This is a genomic window from Chryseotalea sanaruensis (assembly GCF_003990915.1).
GTDB classification, from domain to species: domain Bacteria; phylum Bacteroidota; class Bacteroidia; order Cytophagales; family Cyclobacteriaceae; genus Chryseotalea; species Chryseotalea sanaruensis.
This window is the reverse complement of the sequence record NZ_BHXQ01000003.1, coordinates 564,331-584,987: the sequence shown is the minus strand read 5'-3', so window position 1 is coordinate 584,987 and position 20,657 is coordinate 564,331. Positions and strand designations below refer to the sequence as shown.

The 20,657-nt window shown below is 40.3% G+C and carries 22 protein-coding genes; 3 read left to right on the top strand and 19 right to left on the bottom strand.

Going from position 1 to position 20,657, the window contains the following annotated elements; genetic code table 11:
• Window positions 1-73: 73 nt before the first annotated feature.
• The 13 genes from SanaruYs_RS10530 to SanaruYs_RS10470 form a co-directional block, all read right to left on the bottom strand.
• Complete coding sequence (locus SanaruYs_RS10530; protein ID WP_127122510.1) at window positions 74-772, bottom strand: CoA transferase subunit A; 699 nt, start codon at window positions 770-772, stop codon at window positions 74-76.
• A 19-nt stretch (window positions 773-791) separates the two neighbouring features.
• Window positions 792-1,718 carry a bifunctional riboflavin kinase/FAD synthetase gene (locus SanaruYs_RS10525; RefSeq protein WP_127122509.1) on the bottom strand — a complete coding sequence of 309 codons (927 nt, stop codon included), beginning with the start codon at window positions 1,716-1,718 and terminating at the stop codon, window positions 792-794.
• Window positions 1,719-1,730: 12 nt separating this feature from the next.
• The gene (truB, locus tag SanaruYs_RS10520) at window positions 1,731-2,411 is read right to left on the bottom strand and encodes a tRNA pseudouridine(55) synthase TruB (RefSeq protein ID WP_127122508.1); all 681 of its coding nucleotides are present in this window, start codon (window positions 2,409-2,411) and stop codon (window positions 1,731-1,733) included.
• Window positions 2,411-3,202 carry an undecaprenyl-diphosphate phosphatase gene (locus SanaruYs_RS10515; RefSeq protein WP_127122507.1) on the bottom strand — a complete coding sequence of 264 codons (792 nt, stop codon included), beginning with the start codon at window positions 3,200-3,202 and terminating at the stop codon, window positions 2,411-2,413. Before SanaruYs_RS10515 ends, truB begins: the two co-directional genes overlap by 1 nt.
• A 36-nt stretch (window positions 3,203-3,238) precedes the next feature.
• Window positions 3,239-3,448: a DUF3098 domain-containing protein gene (locus tag SanaruYs_RS10510; RefSeq protein ID WP_246011887.1), complete on the bottom strand. Its 210-nt coding sequence runs from the start codon at window positions 3,446-3,448 to the stop codon at window positions 3,239-3,241.
• A gap of 22 nt (window positions 3,449-3,470) precedes the next feature.
• Window positions 3,471-4,355, bottom strand: a complete 885-nt coding sequence (locus SanaruYs_RS10505) for a cell division protein FtsX (RefSeq protein ID WP_170177233.1) — start codon at window positions 4,353-4,355, stop codon at window positions 3,471-3,473.
• A 148-nt stretch (window positions 4,356-4,503) separates the two neighbouring features.
• On the bottom strand, window positions 4,504-5,379 hold the full coding sequence (locus SanaruYs_RS10500; protein ID WP_127122505.1) for an anti-sigma factor: 876 nt from the start codon (window positions 5,377-5,379) through the stop codon (window positions 4,504-4,506).
• 4 nt (window positions 5,380-5,383) lie between these two features.
• Window positions 5,384-5,944 (bottom strand): RNA polymerase sigma factor, encoded by a 561-nt coding sequence (locus tag SanaruYs_RS10495; RefSeq protein ID WP_306307931.1) that lies wholly within the window; start codon window positions 5,942-5,944, stop codon window positions 5,384-5,386.
• 55 nt (window positions 5,945-5,999) lie between these two features.
• Entirely contained in the window at window positions 6,000-6,422 is a 423-nt protein-coding gene (locus SanaruYs_RS10490) for a DUF2147 domain-containing protein (protein ID WP_127122504.1), read from the bottom strand.
• An 83-nt stretch (window positions 6,423-6,505) separates the two neighbouring features.
• Window positions 6,506-8,821 carry a sodium-translocating pyrophosphatase gene (locus SanaruYs_RS10485; RefSeq protein WP_127122503.1) on the bottom strand — a complete coding sequence of 772 codons (2,316 nt, stop codon included), beginning with the start codon at window positions 8,819-8,821 and terminating at the stop codon, window positions 6,506-6,508.
• A gap of 170 nt (window positions 8,822-8,991) precedes the next feature.
• Entirely contained in the window at window positions 8,992-9,366 is a 375-nt protein-coding gene (locus SanaruYs_RS10480; protein WP_127122502.1) for a hypothetical protein, read from the bottom strand.
• Between the two features lie 2 nt (window positions 9,367-9,368).
• Window positions 9,369-9,896 carry an acyl-CoA thioesterase gene (locus SanaruYs_RS10475; RefSeq protein WP_127122501.1) on the bottom strand — a complete coding sequence of 176 codons (528 nt, stop codon included), beginning with the start codon at window positions 9,894-9,896 and terminating at the stop codon, window positions 9,369-9,371.
• Between the two features lie 129 nt (window positions 9,897-10,025).
• Window positions 10,026-10,676: a protein-L-isoaspartate(D-aspartate) O-methyltransferase gene (locus tag SanaruYs_RS10470; RefSeq protein ID WP_127122500.1), complete on the bottom strand. Its 651-nt coding sequence runs from the start codon at window positions 10,674-10,676 to the stop codon at window positions 10,026-10,028.
• Between the two features lie 66 nt (window positions 10,677-10,742).
• On the opposite strand from SanaruYs_RS10470, the gene SanaruYs_RS20545 reads away from it, so the two are divergent.
• The 3 genes from SanaruYs_RS20545 (at window position 10,743) to SanaruYs_RS10455 (ending at window position 14,064) form a co-directional block, all read left to right on the top strand.
• On the top strand, window positions 10,743-11,198 hold the full coding sequence (locus tag SanaruYs_RS20545) for an HYC_CC_PP family protein (protein WP_502697142.1): 456 nt from the start codon (window positions 10,743-10,745) through the stop codon (window positions 11,196-11,198).
• 156 nt (window positions 11,199-11,354) lie between these two features.
• Window positions 11,355-11,720, top strand: a complete 366-nt coding sequence (locus SanaruYs_RS10460; RefSeq protein ID WP_127122498.1) for a heavy-metal-associated domain-containing protein — start codon at window positions 11,355-11,357, stop codon at window positions 11,718-11,720.
• Window positions 11,721-11,730: 10 nt separating this feature from the next.
• Entirely contained in the window at window positions 11,731-14,064 is a 2,334-nt protein-coding gene (locus tag SanaruYs_RS10455) for a TonB-dependent receptor (RefSeq protein ID WP_127122497.1), read from the top strand.
• Between the two features lie 48 nt (window positions 14,065-14,112).
• On the opposite strand, the gene argH is transcribed toward SanaruYs_RS10455, so the two are convergent.
• The 6 genes from argH to argC all read right to left on the bottom strand — a co-directional run bounded on the left by argH (window position 14,113) and on the right by argC (window position 20,645).
• Window positions 14,113-15,444, bottom strand: coding sequence for an argininosuccinate lyase (gene argH, locus SanaruYs_RS10450; protein ID WP_127122496.1), 1,332 nt, complete (start codon window positions 15,442-15,444; stop codon window positions 14,113-14,115).
• Window positions 15,445-15,670: 226 nt separating this feature from the next.
• Window positions 15,671-16,726 carry a M20 family metallo-hydrolase gene (locus SanaruYs_RS10445; RefSeq protein ID WP_127122495.1) on the bottom strand — a complete coding sequence of 352 codons (1,056 nt, stop codon included), beginning with the start codon at window positions 16,724-16,726 and terminating at the stop codon, window positions 15,671-15,673.
• A gap of 11 nt (window positions 16,727-16,737) precedes the next feature.
• Window positions 16,738-17,526 carry an acetylglutamate kinase gene (gene argB / locus SanaruYs_RS10440; protein ID WP_127122494.1) on the bottom strand — a complete coding sequence of 263 codons (789 nt, stop codon included), beginning with the start codon at window positions 17,524-17,526 and terminating at the stop codon, window positions 16,738-16,740.
• 9 nt (window positions 17,527-17,535) lie between these two features.
• Entirely contained in the window at window positions 17,536-18,489 is a 954-nt protein-coding gene (locus tag SanaruYs_RS10435; protein ID WP_127122493.1) for an N-acetylornithine carbamoyltransferase, read from the bottom strand.
• Complete coding sequence (locus tag SanaruYs_RS10430) at window positions 18,486-19,607, bottom strand: aspartate aminotransferase family protein (protein WP_127122492.1); 1,122 nt, start codon at window positions 19,605-19,607, stop codon at window positions 18,486-18,488. The genes SanaruYs_RS10435 and SanaruYs_RS10430 overlap by 4 nt, the downstream gene beginning before the upstream one ends.
• Window positions 19,608-19,667: 60 nt before the next feature.
• Window positions 19,668-20,645, bottom strand: coding sequence for an N-acetyl-gamma-glutamyl-phosphate reductase (gene argC / locus SanaruYs_RS10425; RefSeq protein WP_127122491.1), 978 nt, complete (start codon window positions 20,643-20,645; stop codon window positions 19,668-19,670).
• Between the last annotated feature and the right edge of the window lie 12 nt (window positions 20,646-20,657).

The following is a 20,657-nucleotide window of genomic DNA, read 5'->3' as shown; positions in this document are numbered from 1 at the left end:
GTTTAACACGAGAATTTCTTTCTTATCAACGAATCACCACATCACCGAATCATATCTTCAAATCCTTTAATCCTTAAATCTTGGTTATGGTCCTCTGCTCAATCCTTTTCTCATAATCTTTACCCTGAAAAATACGTTGAACATAAATTCCTGGTGTGTGAATATTATTAGGATCTAATTCGCCTAGGGGAACAAGTTCTTCTACTTCTGCTACTGTAATTTTTCCTGCGGCTGCCATCATCGGATTAAAGTTGCGTGCAGTACCTCTGTAAACAAGATTACCTGCAGTATCACCCTTCCAGGCTTTTACAATAGAATAATCAGCGCGTAGCCAACGCTCCATCAAATACATCTTGCCATCGAATTCTCTTGTTTCTTTTCCTAGCGCAACTTCGGTACCATAGCCTGCTGGTGTAAAGAAAGCCGGAATACCAGCTCCACCTGCTCTTACTCTTTCAGCCAATGTACCTTGCGGGATCAGCTCTACTTCTAATTCTCCTGAGAGCAACTGACGTTCAAACTCTGCATTTTCACCAACATAAGAAGAAATCATTTTCTTTACTTGTCTGGTCTTGAGTAACAAGCCAATACCAAAATCATCGACACCCGCATTATTAGAAATACAGGTTAAACCTTTCACACCTTTTTTCAGTATGGCCGAAATACAATTTTCTGGTATACCGCTAAGTCCGAAGCCCCCTAACATCAATACAGCATTATCACTCATGTCGCGTAAGGCTTCGTCTGCATCTTTAACAACTTTGTTGATCATAGCATTTATCTTAATATCATTAATTTAATAAGCGAAGCGCATCGATTTTATCTAATGCCAATTGTTTGCTGAGTCCTTCTAAATCACTGAACTTGCTGTCGTTTCTGATCAGGTGGTGGAAGGAGATGGTCAAGGTATCACCATAAACATCCTGATTGAAATCAAAAATATTCACTTCAATATTTCTTTTAATACCATTTACTGTTGGTCTGTTGCCAATATAGAGCATGCCTTTATAGACTATATTTTGGTAATGAACCATAACTGCGTAAATGCCATCAGCGGGTACTAATTTAAACTTAGTGTCCATCTCGATGTTGGCGGTAGGAAATCCCAACAGTCGGCCTAATTTATCACCAGGCACAACACGTCCTGTCAGTTGGTAGTTGCTGCCTAAAAAATGATTAGCGGTTGCAATGTCACCAGCTTCTAATGCTTTTCTGATTTTAGTAGAGCTGACGCCTACATTGTCGACATCTTGTCGAGATATCTCCTCTACTTCAAAGCCGTAGCGTGGTGCATTCTCTTTCAACTGTTCAAAACTGCCCTCACGATTTTTGCCAAAATGATGATCGTAACCAATGACAAGTTTTTTCGTACCGATTTTTTTAACAAGAATTTCTGTGATAAATTCTTCAGAACTCATTTGTGAAAATTCTTTGGTAAAAGGAATACGTATCAGGTGTTTAACACCATGTTGACTCAACAACTCAGCTTTCTCCTCAAAAGTATTTAGCAATTTCAATGAATCGTCTTCAGGGTGCAACACGAGGCGTGGATGTGGCCAAAACGTGATAACCACTGTTTCGGCTTTGTGTTGTTGTGATACTTCCGATAAGCGATTTAAAATCTTTTGATGACCTATATGAACACCATCAAAAGTACCACTGGTGACTACTGCAAAAGGCAGCGTTGAGAAATCAGCTATACCGTGGTAAATCTTCATGCGTAAATGTATCTATTCTGAAGTTAGCGTCTGCGGTGGAGGTAATACTTCTTCTACTTGTAATGCATCTTCTAATTTGAAAGTGCCAATACGTGTTCGGCATAAGGCAGATAAATAAGCCCCTACGCCAAGTGATTCACCAACATCGCGTGCCAGACTTCTAATGTAAGTACCTTTGGAGCATACAACGCGAAAGTCTATGCGTGGTAAGTCAATTGCGACTATTTCAAATTCTTTTATCTCTACTTCACGTTTTTTTAACTCAGCCGCTTCACCGGCACGTGCCAGTTCATAAGCACGTTTGCCATTTACTTTTATAGCAGAATGTAGAGGAGGTGTCTGTTGTATTAAGCCGATAAAGCTTTTTACCACATTTTGAACAGTCCCTTCGTTGATGTGTGTTATATCGACAGGATCAGTAGGGGTTGTTTCTAAATCATAAGAGGCTGTGGTTTGCCCAATGACTAAACTACCTGTATACTCTTTCTCCATGCCCATAAAGTCGTTGATGCTTTTGGTCATTTTACCGCTGCAAACAATGAGGAGGCCCGTGGCTAATGGATCAAGCGTTCCGGCATGCCCAATCTTTTTGATTTTTAGTTTGTATCGTAGTTTTTTAACAACATCGAACGAAGTCCAATGAAGCGGTTTATTAATAAGTAATACTTGCCCCGGTTGCTGAATTGTTTCCATTAAACAATAGATAGTTCTACACCACTGTACAAGAGAATTAAAAGAATAACACCAAGGATAATGCGGTAATAACCAAATACTTTAAAGCCATGCTTTGTTAAAAAACTTATGAAGGAACGAATGGCCAGTAGCGCGACTACAAAAGCCACAACATTACCAATAACTAATAAGGTGATTTCGGAGCTTCCAAAAGTGGCGCCACTGTCGAAGTACTTATACATCTTGTACAATGTAGCAGCAAACATGGTGGGTACAGCCAGGAAGAAGGAAAACTCTGCTGCTGTTTTTTTATTTAAGCCTTGGGATAATCCTCCAATGATTGTGGCTGCTGATCTGGAAACACCCGGCAACATGGCAATTACCTGAAAGAAGCCAATGCGGATGGCCATAAAATGATTGATGGATTTTTCCTTCTTTTCATTTTCTTCAAAAATTTTATCGATAAAAAGAAAGATAACACCACCTGCAATAAGCATATAGGCAACAATATCAACACGTTCCAGTAATTGATCGATGTAACCGTTGAACCAATAACCAATAATGGCTGCAGGTAAAAAAGCCACAAAAAGTTTTACATAAAAATCGATGGTTTGAAAGAATCTTTTCCAATACAAAACAATTACGGATAAGATTGCACCAAACTGTATAGCTACTGTAAACATTTTAGTAAATGGATCTGAAGCAATACCCATTAGCGAAGAGCCGATAATCATGTGCCCGGTTGATGAAACCGGCAGGAATTCTGTTAGCCCTTCAATAATGGCTAGTATAATAGCATGAAAAATCTCCATGTTGAATTTTTTTACAAAAGAAAAAACAGAAGAAGTTTATGAAGGCTTCTTTGGTGAATAAAGAATAGCAACGATACCCATGATAAACCCAGCCATCACTACGATTGGTCCTAGGGTGATGCCAAGGAACCCAAAACCAAATGGTTCCGAATCAATAGACATAATGATAAAACCCGTTACCAGTGTGATGAGACCTGCAATCATCAATTGATAGTTTTTTTTGCTGAAAGGAAGTTTTGAATCCACGGTTTGATGATTTAGTTAATAACTAGAATAATTCGTCTAAAGATAAATGCAAATATTTGCGAATCGAGAAGAAGGAACTGATCACTGAGATGAGTATACCAGTTAAAGCCATACTTCCACCCAGAATAAGAAAATGTTCCTGATTGTGTAACAATACTAAATCTTCGATTTCGGATTGTGCGTAATTGATTACTGAAAATAGCAGTGCAATAGCGAATATGGAACCAATAAGACCAAGCATAGCGGCTCTAAGCAAGAATGGTCTTTGAATAAAACTTTGTCGAGCACCCACTAGTTGCATACTGCGAATTAAAAAACGTTGAGAGAACAGCGCGATGCGCATGGTATTATTAATCAGGAGTATTACTGTGACTAGCAATAGACTTACCAACCCTAGCAGTATTAATCCTATTTTTCGTATGTTTTGGTTAATAGATTCGATAAGCCCCTCCACATAAGAGGCTTCAAACACCCCGTTTATTTTTTCAATGTCTTTCTTTATTTTTTCGATCTCCGTTTTTGAATGGTATCCCGGATCGATGCTAATGAGGAAAGCATCCTTTAAAGGATTGTCGCCAATGAATTGGGTGAAATCTTCTCCTGTTTCGCCAATAAACTTTTTAGCTGCCTCTTCTTTAGATATGTAAGCTATCCCTTTATTGTCTCCGTTTTTGTTTACGAAGTTCATGGAAATGATTTTATTCTCTATCTGCAGTCTTTGTGTTTCTGTAAGATTGCCATTTAAGTAAACCTGCATTTTCACATTTTCTCTCACTACCTTTTCTAATTGTACTGAGTATATGATAAGCAAACCAAACAAGCCAACAACGAATAGCGCCAGTGTAATGCTTACGATTACACCTATAGTGGGGTAGCTGCCTAGTTTTTTGCGCGAAGTATACTTCATGACTTCCAAAGGTATAGTTTTTAGAAGCATGCCCAAGCGGGGGTGGTAAAAAAATAGAAGGAATCAAGGCTGTACGCCTTGAATAACAGGTTATTCTGTTGCGAAACTATTTAATAAAAGGAGTATTCGCGCTTTTTGACTGAACTGCCTAGTTCTTGGTTCTGTATTTCCTTAGTTTGTTAAGCAGGGCAGGGTCTTGTACCGGGGTAAGCGCTAATGTCTTGTCTGTCTCCTTTAGGAAGTAGTAAGAGTTTTTATAGTATAAGAAGGCAGTTCGTTTATTATCGCTTATGAATTCGAGAATTTCAAAAAGATTTTTCTCGAATGGGCCATACAGCAACAAAGCATCTTCTTCCAGTTTGTAATGGAAATTATGTCTACGACTGGTAGAGTCAACGGTCACCAATATGCTAGGCTCAAATGTTGAAGGAATATCATCATTTGTAAGAATCTCCGATTCGTGAGGTTCATTAGAGCCGTCCTCTAATTCAGCGGTAGGATCGAACACCTCAATTTGAGGGTCGGCAACGGGTGCTGGGGGCACCTCTTTTCTTGCCTTTTTCTTGCCGTTTAATGGTTGTGATTTTTTATTATCCTCTTCTTCGATAATTAAAGGTTGCTCAGTTCCAGGCTGCGGTTCCTCTTTACCTGGAGCAGGATTTTCGTCAGGGACCTCTGCCACTTCCCTTTGACTTGGCTTAACTACTTCTTGTTTTGTTGGCTGATTAAGGAAGTAGTAAATAGAAGTTCCTATTAATGTGCTAATGGCTATACCTGCTACTACCTTAATAATTACAGTGCTGTTGCTGGCGGGTAGATTGTTGACAGGTACATTATTGAGCATGTTCTTTAGCTCAGCCATGCGTGCATTGCGCAGAGAGGCTACAACGTTGTTTTGTAGCTTTATTTCTTTTTGAAGCGCTGGTTCATTTTCAATTCTTTTTTCAAAGGCAACACGCTCCTCTACCGGCATTCTGTTTGCTAGGTAATCATCCATCAATTCTAAATCCCTTTCTATTGCCATGACATCAATCCAGAAAATCTTGCTCGCTGTATTGTGATTTCACTAATTCATCAAGCTTTTGTTTACACTTATATTTTTTAGTCTTTGCCGTATCTGTGTTAGCGAAGCCAAGCTTGTCTGCTATTTCCTGCATTGAAAGTTCATCGAAATAATAATACATCAATACTTTCTTACAAGTTTCGCCTAACTGATCAATACAACGCGCTATAATCTTTTCTCGTTCAGCCGATTCTGTGTCAATAGCCACCGGCAGATCTTTTTCTTCGTTAGAGAGTCGCTTTTTTCTTTCCAGCTCTTTTCTCCACAGATTTTGACAAATGCTATAGATATAAGTGCTGATTTTAGAAGTCATCACCAAGTTGCCGGATGTACACTTTTGCCAGAATACAATCAGCGCGTCTTGATAGATGTCGCGAGCCTCATCTTCAGTACCACTGTTCGTGATAACCATTTTGGTCATCATGCGGTAGTACTTTTTATAGAGAAACTCCAGAGCTTTTTCATCACCGCCTTTTATACGGTCAAAAATCTCTGTTTCGCTCATCTCAGTCGACTTAGATGCCATGTCCGGATTAATTGTAACCAGCCTCGTTATTTAATTGTTGAATTTATCTTTGAATCTACTTGAAAGGCAGCCAGGTTTGCGTTCTGTAGAATGGACCTAAATATCCTCTTACCTTTAATTCACTTCCTTCTAACCATATTCTGCATCGGTAAACCTTGCCATTGTTGGGATCAAGAATAGTTCCTTCGGAAAATTCAGTTCCGTCCTTTTTCATATCTCTTATGATCTCCATCCCAATAATTTTCTTTTTGAAGCGGTCATCCTCTTCATCACATTCCAGACAAACAGGATCCTGATCTTCGTTTTTATTACGGAAAAGCCTGGTTATTTTACCATATACCTTTCCTCCTTTTTCGAAAATCTCTACAACCGATTTTTCCTTATTAGTCTCATCATCAATGGTTTTCCATTTACCCAAAACAGAAGTCTGTGCATAACCAGACGCAGAAATGAACAAAAGTGCCAGTAATAATCTCATAAAATCTTTATTCAGTTGATCAAAAATAGCAAAAGCCCCGACAATTGCTTGTCAGGGCTTCCGGATAACGTATAAGAGAATGTTTATTGCTGCTCTGTAGCGCCTTCAACGCCCTCAGAAACTTCTTCAGCGGGCGTTTGGCTAACCACCTCAATAGCAGGCTTTACTATCTCAGTAGTTTTAGGTTCTTTGTCAAGGGCGATTAGTGGAGCTATAACAAGAGCCACCACCGACATTAACTTTAATAAAATGTTCAATGAAGGTCCAGAAGTATCTTTAAAAGGATCTCCTACAGTATCTCCAACTACGGCTGCCTTATGTGGTTCAGATTTCTTGTAGTACATCTGACCATTAATTTCAACACCTTCTTCAAAGCTCTTCTTGGCATTATCCCATGCACCACCAGCGTTAGATTGGAAAATTGCCATCAATACACCCGAAACAGTTACACCGGCTAACATACCACCCAAAGACTCAACTCCGAACCCAGGTAAGAATGCAATAATAACCGGAACAACTACTGCCATTAAACCTGGTAATACCATTTCGCGGATCGCAGCTTTGGTAGAGATGTCAACACATTTCGCGTATTCTGCTTTGCCATCGGCATCCTGGAAAGTCTTCTGATCTTCAGCCGACCAGTCTTTCATTTCCTTGTCACCGTTTTTACGCATGGCTGCCAAGGCAGCCTTTAGTTCAGGAATTGAAGCAAATTGTCTTCTTACTTCTTCAATCATACTCATGGCCGCACGACCTACTGCACCCATAGCCATAGCTGAGAATACAAAAGGCAACATACCACCAATGAACAAACCAGCCATTACATTAGCCTTAGATACGTCAATAGTGGTAAGGTTGGCCGTAGTCATGAATGCACCAAACAAAGCAAGGGCTGTGAGCGCTGCTGAAGCAATGGCGAAACCCTTACCGATTGCGGCAGTAGTGTTACCTACAGCATCCAACTTATCGGTACGTTGACGAACTTCTTTAGGGAGCTCAGACATTTCAGCAATACCACCGGCATTATCAGAAATAGGACCGTAAGCATCTACTGCTAATTGAATGCCAAGGTTTGAAAGCATACCTACCGCTGCAATAGCGATACCATATAAGCCACCAAAATGGAAGGCACCAATGATAGATAGCGCGATAATGATAATAGGAAGTGCTGTTGACATCATACCCACGCCTAAACCAGCGATGATATTTGTTGCAGCACCTGTAGAAGATTGACGAACAATTGAAAGTACAGGCTTCTTGCCCATGGCAGTGTAGTATTCCGTAATAAGACCTACTAACAAGCCGCCAATCAAACCAATTACAGTAGCCCAGAAAATACCAAGTGCTGTATAATGATTACCTAATTCAGGATTTTCCCAAGCATACAATGGATCTTTAAACCACCATTCTGCAGGAAGCATATTAGTGATGATGAAATAAGAGGCTGCAATCATTAAGGCAGATGAGATGAATTCACCTCTGTTTAAGGCTGCTTGAGGATCGCCACCTTCTTTTACTTTAACGAAGAAAGTGCCTAAGAATGACATAACGATACCCACACCTGCTAGTACAAGGGGAAGTAGTACAGATGAAAGTCCGTTGAAGTTATCTACAAAACCAGGTACCATAAAAGCAGCACCTAATACCATAGTACCCACAATTGAGCCTACATAAGATTCGAATAAGTCAGCACCCATACCAGCTACATCGCCCACGTTGTCACCAACGTTATCAGCAATAGTTGCAGGGTTCAAAGGATGATCTTCTGGGATACCCGCTTCTACTTTACCAACAAGGTCGGCACCTACGTCAGCAGCTTTGGTATAAATACCACCACCTACGCGAGCAAATAGCGCAATTGAAGAAGCGCCAAAAGAAAATCCGGTTAATACTGTAATCACCTGCGTAAGGTTGGCTTGTGTATCGATACCGAAAACCTGAGAATAGATTATGAATAAAGTACTTAAGCCTAGTACACCAAGACCAACAACACCCATACCCATTACAGAACCACCTGTAAAGGCAACTTCTAAGGCTTTACCCAATGAAGTGCGGGCAGCATTGGTCGTGCGAACGTTAGCTTTAGTAGCTACACGCATACCAATAAAACCTGCTAAGGCCGAAGTGAAAGCACCCAACACGAAGGATACAGCAACAAGCGGAGAAGAGGTTTCGCTGCTGGCAGTTAAGCCTAATAAAACTGCTACACAGGCAACGAAGATGACGAGTATTTTATACTCAGCTTTTAAAAAGGCCATAGCACCATCTGCTATGTGTCCGGCAATTTTTTTCATTTTATCAGTGCCGGCATCCTGTTTAGCGATCCAGGCGCTCTTCCATATTACGAAGAGAAGACCCAGCGCCCCGAAAACAGGCAAAGAGTACAGAACATTTTCCATGATACGTTAGGTTTTCAGTTTATGTTAAAACCACCCTCCCGATGTAATCGAGAGTAAAGTGGTCTTTTTAAAGCGTGGCAAAGATAGGAGAACTGACAAAACAGACAAATGCGTTTTTATATCACTTATAAAGTTGATAATCAGCTTTATGCAAATTAAGAAAGCAATGATCAGGTAAACATCTGCTTCAGAGCACCCCAAAGATTCTTTTTCTTTACATCATCCAATGCAGATAAGGTATCTGAGGTAATGAAGGAGGTATTGCCTTGCTTTTGATTCTTATAAGGAGCTTCACTTTCGGAGATTATGGTTCCAAAGGCGATTATCCTCGAAGGATTATACTGGCTTAACTCTGTGAGACTTATTTTACCAGCCTCAAGAATTGTTACTTGTTCGATGGAAATTTTAACGGAGCCAAGAATTTTGCTTAGTAAGACCTTGTCAGCTTCACTTATTGTTGTCCAAGATTGATCAATCAAGATTATTGTAGCATCCGTGGCCTGATAAAGATCTTCCTGGTATAAGAATTCATATGCATTACTCATGCTTAAACTTCTTTAATATCGAAGAGTGATTTTAATTCGTTGGCCTCGCTTGGTTTCATACGACCCGCCAGGATAAGGCGAAGTTGTCGTCTGCGTAAGGCACCATTGTAATATTCTTTTTCGAGTTCGTTTTCTGGCTCTATCTCTGGTACATCTATAGGTCTTCCACTTTGATCTACCGCAACAAAAGTAAAGTAGGCACTATTGCTTTCTACTTTTTGATTGGCTGGTATATCTTCGGCATCTACATCGATTCGTACTTCCATAGAAGAATTGAAGGCGCGAGTCACTCTTGCTTTCAACGTTACAACATTGCCAAGGCGAATGGGATGTTTAAAAGAAATATTGTCGACCGAGGCCGTTACCACAATTCTATTAGAGTGCTTTTGCGCGGAAATGGCCGATACAATATCCATCCAATGCATTAGTCGTCCACCCATTAAATTATTAAGTGTATTGGTATCGTTAGGCAGCACAAGTTCAGTCATGCTTACAAAGGATTCGCTGGGGGTCTTTTTCTTTTTTGCCATTTTAAAAATCAGATAGGTTCTATTCGCTTCAGAATATTAAAATTCAATATTCAAGGTTCAAAATTGCATTAAAATGTGCACCTACCGTAATTATTTCAAATTTTGAATCTGAATTTTGGAATTAAACCTTCATTTATTCCAACCCTGTTCACCTAATAAAGGAACAAAGGCAAAATAGTCATAATCCTCCTGGATTAGTTTGCCATTCTTTTTACGAATGCGCACCATCTTCTGCTTATCCTTGTCGCCTATGGGTATTATCAAAATGCCACCCTCAGCCAACTGATCAGTCAATGCATCGGGTAGGACAGGAGCCCCGGCTGTCACTATAATTTTGTCAAAAGGTGCTTTGGCGGGTAAACCTTTGGAGCCATCGCCATGAAAAAAGTATGGCTTATATCCCAATTCGGGAAGAAATTTTTTAGTCCTCTCAAACAGTACTTTATTATACTCAATTGTATAAACAATGGCTCCTAATTCAACTAAAATGCAGGCTTGATAGCCCGAACCGGTGCCAATTTCCAAAACCTTGTCTTTTGGCTTTATTTCCAACTTCTCACTTTGAAAAGCCACCGTATAGGGCTGAGAGATGGTTTGGCCTTCGCCAATCGGAAAGGCCTTGTCTTGGTAGGCATGTTCCAATAAAGCGTTCTCAAAAAAAACGTGTCGGGGGACTTTTGCGATGGCTTGTAATACGCGTAAATCTGTAATCCCCTTATTTTCAAGGACTTTCACTAATTTGTTGCGTAAACCGCGTGTTTTATAGGTATCTGGAGCCATGCTATTTTGGCACGAAAAAAGCCAATTTTTCCGCTTTAACAAAGTTTCTAAAATTCTTTAGGAAAAGTGAAACCTACCCCGTTATTTTATGGTTCTCTCCACACAGTGATAAAGCTTTTTGCCATAGCGTTCACATGTGTTTACCTGCACCTGTCAGTAGGAGTGGTTAAAACCACCCACTACTGCATGGGCAGGGAGAGTTCCTCTATTTTCTATACTTTCGAGGCTAAACGATGCGGTTGCAGCCTGTTTCTCTCAAATTTGGAAAAAAATTCATGCTGTCACGATGTGTCTGAACTCATTGTGATAGACAATGACCAAACTGCAACTTCTGCACTTTCATTAACAGCACCTGTTTACTTTCCAATCGCAGAACTTTACAATACAGGTTTGCAAATAACCTCCTCATTGGCTAACAATGAGTCAGATTTTCACCTGAATAATAATTTACCCCCACCTAAAGAGCCACTGTACAAAATATTCTGTGCTTATACCCTTTACGAAGAGGAGTTGACGTCTTAAACATCAGTTAATATACTGATATGCCTTTGGCACATTTTTTACTTATAAAACAATTAGACTAATTCGATTTCGTACAATACATGCTTCTGCCAGTTCAATACGCTCTCAGACGCATACAGAAGTTAGAATTAGTAGATAAACGTTAACTTAGCATTTATGAAAAATACATTCATTCTTATATTCTCCTTATTGTTATCCCTAACATCTTTTGGCCAGTCCTCTAAGGTTGTTAAAACTGAAATTAAAGTTTATGGCAATTGCGGTATGTGCAAAGCACGCATCCAAAAGGCTTTAGATCGAACCGGTATTAAGACAGCAAGTTGGGATGCAAAAACCAAAAATCTTTCTGTCGTTTATAATTCTGATAAACTAACGGAACTCGAAATACATAAGTTTATTGCAGAGGTTGGGCATGATACCGACAAAGCCAAGGCAAAAGATGAAGTGTATGCTAAGCTTCCATTCTGCTGCTTATACCGCGACCACGATCATAGTGGTATGGAAGATGGCGACCACCGTTAATTTATAATCCATGCGATATCAATGGATAAAATCCATTCCCGTTTTGATGGGGATGGTATTGCTCATTTCCCTGGAGGGTAATGCGCAAAAATTAATGGGATTGGTAACAGAGAAAAATGCCAGTGGCGTAGATCAGGCATTACCTGGTGCTAATGTGTATTGGCTGGGTACAAGCAAAGGCACCAATACCGGAGAGAATGGTGTTTTCATGATCGACCTTGTTGAGGGTTCCACAAAATTGGTCATCAGTTTTGTGGGTTATAAAAGCGATACACTTACCATTACCAGCCAAACAAGTATAAAGGTAGTACTCGCTTCCGATCAGGTGTTGGATGAGGTTACTGTACAAGGTTGGCGCTCCTCAAGTGGACTTGATCAATTGAAGCCTATCAATACCGTTGTGATGACAGAGAAAGAACTGTTTAAAGCTGCTTGTTGCAATCTTTCAGAAAGCTTTGAAACAAATCCTTCTGTTGATGTAGCTTTTACTGATGCCATTACTGGAACACGACAAATTCAAATGTTAGGCCTGGCAGGGCCAAACACGATGATCTCTATCGAGAATATGCCGGGGGTACGTGGTCTGGCTGGAAGTCAGGGTATACAATTTATACCAGGTACCTGGATTAATTCCATTCAGGTAACGAAAGGTGTAGGTTCTGTCGTGAATGGTTATGAAAGCATTGCAGGACAAATAAACGTTGAACTGAAGAAGCCTGAAGAGAGTGAAACTTTTTACCTGAATGGTTATGTAAATGAATCAGGGAGGAGTGAGCTGAATGCGAACGTGACAGCGCACCCCAGTAAGAAGTGGGCAACAACTTTGTTGCTTCATGGTAGCACGCGCCCTTTTGAAATGGATCAGAATAAAGATGGCTTCCTTGATTTTCCTACAGGCTCGCAAATCAATTTTATTAACCGATGGGTGTACAGCAGTGGCACTGGCTGGTTAGGTCAGTTTGGTGTAAAAGCTTTACGCGATACCAAGCAAGGTGGGCAGACTGATTTTACGGATGAAGACAAGTTCACCACAAATCGGTATGGCTTTGAAATCAATACAGATCGCTACGAAGCCTGGGGAAAGGTCGGCTATCAATTTAAAGGTCAGCCTTACAAGAGTGTAGGCTTGCAATTGTCAGCCACACAACATCAGCATGACAGTTACTTTGGTTTTAACATTCACGAAGCCGAGGAACGTTCTGCCTATGCGAATTTGATTTACCAATCAATCATTGGTAATAACTCGCATAAGTTTAAAACCGGACTTAGCTTTTTATACGATGATTATGATGAACAGTTTGCTGTAAATACAGTTAACCCTGCATCATTCATTATTATTGAAAACCAGGATGGCAGCACGGATGTAACACAAGAAGTTGATTTCGGCAGAACGGAAAATGTAGCGGGTGCATTTTTTGAATATGATTATGACAACCATAAAAATATTCAAGTAATTGCCGGCATGCGTGTTGATTACCATAATTTATTGGGTACTCTTTTTACACCACGTGTGCATACACGTTTCTTGTTAACAGAAACTACAGCACTGCGTGCATCTGCAGGTCGTGGCATTCGCTTGGCGAATTTGTTAACAGAGAATACAGGTGTGCTGGCTTCAGCACGCCAATTGGTTTTCACAAAGCTGCAATCTGATTATGCCTATGGGTTTAAACCAGATATGGCCTGGAACTATGGTTTGAATTTCTCACAGGATTTTACCCTTGATTACCGTTCGGGTAATATCGTGATCGATTATTTCTATACTGACTTTGAAAATCAGGCAGTGGTTGATTTTGATAGGTCTACAAGACAGGCTAATTTCTTTGGTTTAACAGATAGATCGTTTTCACACAGCTTACAATTTCAAGTTGACTACGAATTGATACGCAGGTTAGATATTCGATTAGCCTACCGTTGGCTGGATGTGCAAACTGATTATCTGGATGGCAGATTGCAGAGACCGCTCATTCCTAAACACCGGGCATTTGTAAACCTGGGTTATGAAACACGCAATGGCTGGAAGTTTGATTATACTGTTCAGTGGTTAGGTGAGCAACGTATACCTGATACTTCTTTGAACGAAGTACAGAATCAATTGCCCTCTGTTTCTCCTTCCTATGTGCTGATGAGTAGTCAGGTGACTAAGGATTTTAAAAAACCCTGGAGTGTTTATTTAGGCGTTGAGAATTTGAGTGACTATACTTTGGATAGCCCGATAGTAGGGGCTAATGATCCCTTTAACGCAAACAATAATTTTGACACGTCAATGGTGTGGGGTCCTATTTTTGGAAGAATGTTTTATGCAGGATTCCGCTATAGAATAGGCGAAGCACATCAGGATTAATAATTACATGAGTCTTTAGTGTGTAGTGCACTAAAGACTCATGTTGTTTTAACTCACCAACTTGTTGATGGCTTCATTTGTTTTCCTGAAATTAAATTCAGCCACAGCTTTCTCCATCAGCGTCTTAATTTCTTCGGTGCAAAGGTTACCAAGACTACCTTCATGGGTATGGTTAATATTTTTGGCGGGATTATATTGATTGCTCTCTATATCCTGACCAACTTTTTTATAGGCATCTCTGAAGGGCATGCCGCCAAGTACTAATTTATTAACCTCCTCTACACTGAAAAGAAATTTATATTTCTCGTCCTCCAGAATATTTTCCTTGATGACTACATTAGCTAACATCAGCTGAATCATCTGTAAACAATCTTTGAGGTTTTGGATGGCTGGGAAAAGCAATTCCTTGATCAATTGTAAATCGCGATGATAACCTGAAGGAAGATTTGCAGTCATCAGGGCAATCTCATTTGGCAATGCCATTAACTGATTGCACCTGGCCCTTACGAGTTCAAAAACATCCGGATTTTTTTTGTGGGGCATGATGCTGGAGCCGGTAGTCAGTTCATCAGGAAAAGAAATGAATCCGAAATTTTGATTCATGAATAAACAAGCGTCCATCGAAAGCTTGGCCAAAGTCGCTGCTACATTTGAAAAAGCGGATGCAACAATACGTTCGGTTTTCCCTCTTCCCATTTGCGCATACACTACATTATAGTTTAGGTCTTCAAAGCCCAGCAATTGAGTGGTTAGTGTTCTGTTGAGCGGAAAGGAAGATCCATAGCCTGCAGCCGAACCCAAAGGATTTTTATTGGCGACTTTGTAAGCACTTTGTAGCACCAACACATCGTCCACCAGACTTTCGGCATAAGCACCAAACCACAAGCCAAAGGAGGAGGGCATGGCCAATTGTAAATGTGTATAGCCAGGAAGTAAGTGCACCTTATTTTTTTCACTTTGCTCCAATAGAAGCGAAAAAAGTCTTTGAATTTCAACGACTATCGTTTCTATTTCAGATCTGAGGTAAAGTTTGATGTCAACCAGGACCTGATCGTTCCGTGATCTGCCGCTGTGAATTTTTTTTCCAACATTGCCCAATATTTTGGTGAGTTCAAACTCAACTTGTGAGTGTATGTCTTCAATTCCCTCTTCAACTGTGAATTTCCCAGCTTTAATCTGTTTATAAATACCTTTGAGTGCATCAGTCAGCATGTTCAACTCTGATTGATTGAGCAATCCGACTTGTTCCAGCATCTGGATGTGCGCCAACGAACCGAGTACATCGAAAGGGGCAAGAAACATGTCCATTTCCTGATCTTTACCGATGGTAAATTTTTCGACAGCCTTCAATGCGGTTTTATCTTTTTGCCAGAGCTTCATTTGTTTATAATTTTTAATGTGAGGATAACTAGATATCCCAATAATGATTAATGCTAATTTGTGTCTTTACCTAAAATCCGTCTGACCGCTGTTTACATCCGCATTCAGCGGTCTGACGGATTGCCTGATGGTTAAATTCATGTTGTTTTAAAACCTAGTGGTTTCAAAACAGATTAACATTTAACAAATAGCTACGCTTGTCTCATAGATTTTATTATCCATTTCATTATATGATTTCGTTTAGCAACTTGATGTAGGTTTCAATGCCCTGTTGTATTTCTTTTACATAGATAAACTCATCTGCACTATGCGAGCGGGCGGAATCACCAGGGCCTATTTTTACTGAGGGTGTCGGTATTAATGCCTGGTCGGAAGTAGTGGGTGAACCGTAAAGGTTAATATTAAATTTTTTAGCAGCCACTACTAAAGGATGATTGAGTGCAATACCAGATGGTTTCAGCCTTATCGAACGTGGTTTGATTTCACTTTTACAATGCTTTTGAATTGTTGCGAGTACTTCTTCCATACTGTAAGCATCGGTTAGTCGTACATCAACGGTGAAACGACATTCAGCAGGCACTACGTTGTGCTGTTGCCCGGCCTGTATAATGGTTACACTCATTTTAACAGGGCCAAGCGTTGTAGACACTTTAGGAAATTGATAAGACTTAAACCAGTTAATATCCTCGATGGCTTCATAGATGGCATTGATGCCCTCTTCTCTTGCTGCATGTCCGGCTTTTCCGTGTGCAATGCAATCGAGTACCATCAAACCTTTTTCAGCAATAGCCATTTCGCATAAGGTGGGCTCACCGACAATAGCAAAATCTATAGCGGGCAATAATGTCCAGATACTTTCTATGCCTTCGGTTCCTGAAATTTCTTCTTCGGCAGTAGCAGCCACTACTATATTGTACTTCAAATTTTCCTTGTTATAGAAATGAAGAAAGGTGGCAATGAGTGATACTAAAGGCCCTCCGGCATCATTGCTGCCTAAGCCATACAGTTTTTCTCCCGCAATGCTTGCTTCAAAAGGATCTCTGGTGTACTGAGAATTGGGCTTAACGGTATCGTGATGTGAATTAAGTAAGATGCTGGGTTTTGAAGCATCAAAGTGTTTGTTCAGTGCCCACACATTATTTCCTTTCCTTTGTGCAGGAATTCCTTCCTGTTCAAAAAAAACTTCCAGGGCTGCAGCAGTATTGTGTTCCTCCCTGCTAAATGAGGGTATAGTAATGAATTGCCTCAAAAGTTCAATTGCTTTGCCGCTCAATTCTTTCATAAATGATCTTGTCAAAGCGTGATAAGTGTACCTTCTGTTACCTGGCCGGTGTTTTTAAGCAGGTCGTTAGCTTCACCAATCAATACTTCTTTCACGCCTGATTTAATAGCTGAAAAAGCATTTTCTAATTTAGGAAGAATTCCGTCCTTCAATACATTTTGTTGAAGCAAACTGGTATAAGTATTTTGTGTGATGTGCCGGATTACAGAATTTTCATCTTCAACATGATGGAGCACGCCCTTCTTTTCGAAACAGAAAATTAACCTGATATCGAAATGTTTGCTGAGGGCAATTGACAAAACAGAAGCAATGGTATCAGCATTGGTGTTCAACATCTTGCCGTCAGCATGGGTAAGTGGCGCAAAAACCGGAATGGTATTTTGTTTTAGTAATACATGGAGCAGGGGTGTATTAACATCTCCCGGCTTGATATCACCCACAAATCCGTAATCAATATCTTTTACGGGGCGCTTCACCGCTTTAATCATGTTACCATCGGCACCGGTAATACCAATAGCATTGCAGTGCAGTTGCTGGAGTGTGGCAACAATTTTTTTATTAACTAAGCCACCGTACACCATTGTTACCAGATCAAGCGTGTGCTCATCAGTTATTCGCCTGCCATTAACGTAGTTAGATGCTATACCCAACTGGTTGCCTATATGTGTTGCGATTTTCCCACCACCATGAATGAGAATTTTGGGCTCACGAATTGAAGCGAAATCTTTTAGAAAGGAATTGAGCTGCTCAGGATTGTCGAGCACATTACCACCAATTTTTATAATAAATAACTTATTCATAATCTATTATTACTTCGCTTTTAATAATTCTGCCAACACGGTTTGAGCGGCCCATACTCTGTTCCCCGCTTGTTGTGTAACAATACTACAAGCACTGTCTAACACCTCATCGCTCAATTCGACATTTCTTCTTACCGGAAGACAATGCATAACTTTAGCCTGCTTGGTAGTCGCAAGTTTGGATCGTGTTAACATCCAGTTTTTATCTTCACTGAGTATTTTTCCGTATTCCTGATAAGCGCTCCAGTTTTTGACATAGATGAAGTCCGCATCTTTCAGGGCTGTATCCTGATTATATTCTATGTTGGCACCTTTTGTAAATTGTTCATCTAATTCATAACCAGCAGGGTGACTGATGACAAAATCTGCTTTACCCCAGGCATTGATCCACTGTGCAAAACTATTGGCGACACATTGCGGTAAGGCTTTTACGTGCGGTGCCCAGGTAAGCACAACTTTTGGTTTGCGCTTCTCTCTAAATAATTCTTCTATGGTAACAATGTCTGCCAGACTTTGCAATGGATGCAGCGTAGCACTCTCGAGACTGAGTATTGGAATGCCCGCGTACTTGATAAATTGCTGCAAATAGAATTCACTGTAGTCAGCTTCCTTGTCTTTTAAGCCAGGAAATGTTCTGACACCAAGGATATCAAAGTAGGTGCCAAGAATAGGAGCCGCGTCTTTGATGTGTTCCACACTGCTTCCTTCCATGATCGCGCCTTCTTCAAACTCAAGCATCCAGCCGTCCTGATTCACATTTAACACAATGGCTTTCATGCCAAGGTTTTCAGCAGCGATCTGTGTGCTCAGCCTGGTACGCATACTGGGATTAAGAAAAACTAAACCTATTCTTTTGCCTGCACCTATTTGCTGACTTACAAGTGGGTTCATTTTAAATTGTAATGCCTTATTTACTAAAGCATCAATGTCTTCAACATCGTTAACGGATAGGAAGTGTTTCATGCTACTTCTTTTTCTAATGCGTGTAGGAAAATATCTGCTTCTGCTTTTGTAACTGTGAGGGAAGGCAACAAACGAATGGTATTGGGTTTAGCTTCACCAGTAAAAATCTTATAGGCTTTAAGCAGGTTTGTTCTCACGGATTTTTTGTCGTCTGGTAAGTCAATACCAATCATCAACCCTTTGCCCCTGATTTCCAGTAGACCTTTTATCTGTCCGAGTTTTTCCAATAGATAGTCACCAACAATAGATGCATTGTCCATCAACTTTTCTTTTTCCATAACATCAAGCACAGCGATAGCTGCAGCACAGGCCAGATAATTGCCGCCAAAAGTTGTTCCCAACATACCACTCCAGGGCTTGATATCCGGATGAATCAAAACACTACCAATAGGGAAGCCGTTGCCCATACCCTTGGCAGTGGTAATCACATGTGGGTGAATATTTGCGAATTGATGCGCAAAGAATTTTCCGGTACGACCGTAACCACTTTGTATTTCATCGAGTATCAACAAGGTATTGTGTTGCTTGCATTTCTTCTCAATGTATTGCAGAAAGGAGTCTGTTGGCAACTGAATGCCACCTACACCCTGTATACCTTCAATGATAACAGCAGCAACATCTCCATCCATGACATCATCAAAAGCTTTCTCATCGTTAAGGGGTACGAAAGTGATGTTATGTCCGGCATTGAAAGGTGCTACTATTTTAGGATTATCAGTTGCCGCCACGGCTCCTGACGTACGGCCGTGAAATGCTTTTTGAAAAGCGACAATTTTTTTTCTACCTGTAACGAATGAAGCAATCTTCAAAGCATTTTCATTGGCTTCCGCCCCAGAGTTACATAAGAAAAGATTGTAGTCGGTGTATCCGGATAGCGCGCCTAATTTTTCTGCCAGTTGTACCTGTAATTTATTTTGAACACTGTTGGAGTAAAAACCAATGTTATTCAGTTGATCAGTAATAGCTTTTACATAATGTGGATGCGAATGACCAATGGAGATTACGGCATGGCCTCCGTAAAGATCAAGATACTTCTCACCTTTTTCGCACCACAGCCAGGAGCCCTGTGCCTTAACCGGATTGATATCAAAAAGCGGATATACATCAAAGAGATTCATCTGAAAATATTTTTAATGACAGTCAAACTGTCTTATGAATTTTGTTATGTTTTTTTTGTGTTAGAAGACAATGCTTTTAAGTTTAAGACCCGTGGTTTCGTTAAAACCAAACATCAGGTTCATATTCTGAACAGCTTGCCCGCTGGCACCTTTTAATAGGTTATCGATAGCTGTGTGGATGACAACTTTGTTTCCATCTTTCTCAATACCGATGATGCACTTGTTTGTGTTGACTACCTGCTTAAGATCAATTGTATCATCAGATACAACAGTAAAGGGATGTTGCGCATAGTAGTCAGCGAATAAATTTTGAATCTGTTTAAGTGTTAAATCTGTACTTATGACAGAGCTAACAAAAATACCTCTTGGGAAATCTCCCCGCCATGGAATAAAATTAATCGGTGCTGAGAAATGCTGTTGAAGTTGAGTCAGCGATTTTTTTATTTCTCCCAAATGTTGGTGAACAAGTGTTTTGTAAGCAGAGATGTTATTGGCACGCCAGGTAAAGTGTGTAGTGTCTTGCAATTTCTGTCCTGCACCTGTTGACCCGGTAATGCCGGTTGTGTAAACTTCACTTAATAATCCTGCATTCGCCAAAGGCAGTAACCCGAGTTGGATAGCGGTAGCAAAGCATCCCGGATTGGCAATTGATTTCGCCTGGGTAATGTTTTGCTTATTCAATTCAGGTAAGCCGTAAACAAATGATCTGTCACTAAAATTTCCATCGAGTCTGAAATCCTGACTCAGGTCTATGATATTTGTGATTGCAGAAATAGGATTCTCTTCCAGAAACTTCTTACTCTCACCGTGTCCTAGGCAAAGGAATAGTACATCGGCTTGCTCAAGCTTGTCCGTGAATGTCAATTCACTTTCGCCAAGCAAGTCACGATGAATGGCATGTATTTTTTTTCCGGCATTGCTTCTGCTGTGAATGAAGCTTATCTCAACCAGGGGATGATTCAGTAATAAGCGGATTGTTTCTCCACCGGTATATCCTGCTCCGCCAATAATGCCTGCTTTTATCTTTACTTCTCCCATAATTTTAAATTT

Excerpts from the sequence above, each read along its gene's own strand:
- SanaruYs_RS10530 (WP_127122510.1), bottom strand. The coding sequence starts at position 772 with ATGATCAACAAAGTTGTTAAAGATGCAGACGAAGCCTTACGCGACATG.
- SanaruYs_RS10525 (WP_127122509.1), bottom strand. The coding sequence starts at position 1,718 with ATGAAGATTTACCACGGTATAGCTGATTTCTCAACGCTGCCTTTTGCA.
- truB (WP_127122508.1), bottom strand. The coding sequence starts at position 2,411 with ATGGAAACAATTCAGCAACCGGGGCAAGTATTACTTATTAATAAACCG.
- SanaruYs_RS10515 (WP_127122507.1), bottom strand. The coding sequence starts at position 3,202 with ATGGAGATTTTTCATGCTATTATACTAGCCATTATTGAAGGGCTAACA.
- SanaruYs_RS10505 (WP_170177233.1), bottom strand. The coding sequence starts at position 4,355 with ATGAAGTATACTTCGCGCAAAAAACTAGGCAGCTACCCCACTATAGGT.
- SanaruYs_RS10500 (WP_127122505.1), bottom strand. The coding sequence starts at position 5,379 with ATGGCAATAGAAAGGGATTTAGAATTGATGGATGATTACCTAGCAAAC.
- SanaruYs_RS10495 (WP_306307931.1), bottom strand. The coding sequence starts at position 5,944 with ATGGCATCTAAGTCGACTGAGATGAGCGAAACAGAGATTTTTGACCGT.
- SanaruYs_RS10490 (WP_127122504.1), bottom strand. The coding sequence starts at position 6,422 with ATGAGATTATTACTGGCACTTTTGTTCATTTCTGCGTCTGGTTATGCA.
- SanaruYs_RS10485 (WP_127122503.1), bottom strand. The coding sequence starts at position 8,821 with ATGGAAAATGTTCTGTACTCTTTGCCTGTTTTCGGGGCGCTGGGTCTT.
- SanaruYs_RS10480 (WP_127122502.1), bottom strand. The coding sequence starts at position 9,366 with ATGAGTAATGCATATGAATTCTTATACCAGGAAGATCTTTATCAGGCC.
- SanaruYs_RS10475 (WP_127122501.1), bottom strand. The coding sequence starts at position 9,896 with ATGGCAAAAAAGAAAAAGACCCCCAGCGAATCCTTTGTAAGCATGACT.
- SanaruYs_RS10470 (WP_127122500.1), bottom strand. The coding sequence starts at position 10,676 with ATGGCTCCAGATACCTATAAAACACGCGGTTTACGCAACAAATTAGTG.
- SanaruYs_RS10460 (WP_127122498.1), top strand. The coding sequence starts at position 11,355 with ATGAAAAATACATTCATTCTTATATTCTCCTTATTGTTATCCCTAACA.
- SanaruYs_RS10455 (WP_127122497.1), top strand. The coding sequence starts at position 11,731 with ATGCGATATCAATGGATAAAATCCATTCCCGTTTTGATGGGGATGGTA.
- argH (WP_127122496.1), bottom strand. The coding sequence starts at position 15,444 with ATGAAGCTCTGGCAAAAAGATAAAACCGCATTGAAGGCTGTCGAAAAA.
- SanaruYs_RS10445 (WP_127122495.1), bottom strand. The coding sequence starts at position 16,726 with ATGAAAGAATTGAGCGGCAAAGCAATTGAACTTTTGAGGCAATTCATT.
- argB (WP_127122494.1), bottom strand. The coding sequence starts at position 17,526 with ATGAATAAGTTATTTATTATAAAAATTGGTGGTAATGTGCTCGACAAT.
- SanaruYs_RS10435 (WP_127122493.1), bottom strand. The coding sequence starts at position 18,489 with ATGAAACACTTCCTATCCGTTAACGATGTTGAAGACATTGATGCTTTA.
- SanaruYs_RS10430 (WP_127122492.1), bottom strand. The coding sequence starts at position 19,607 with ATGAATCTCTTTGATGTATATCCGCTTTTTGATATCAATCCGGTTAAG.
- argC (WP_127122491.1), bottom strand. The coding sequence starts at position 20,645 with ATGGGAGAAGTAAAGATAAAAGCAGGCATTATTGGCGGAGCAGGATAT.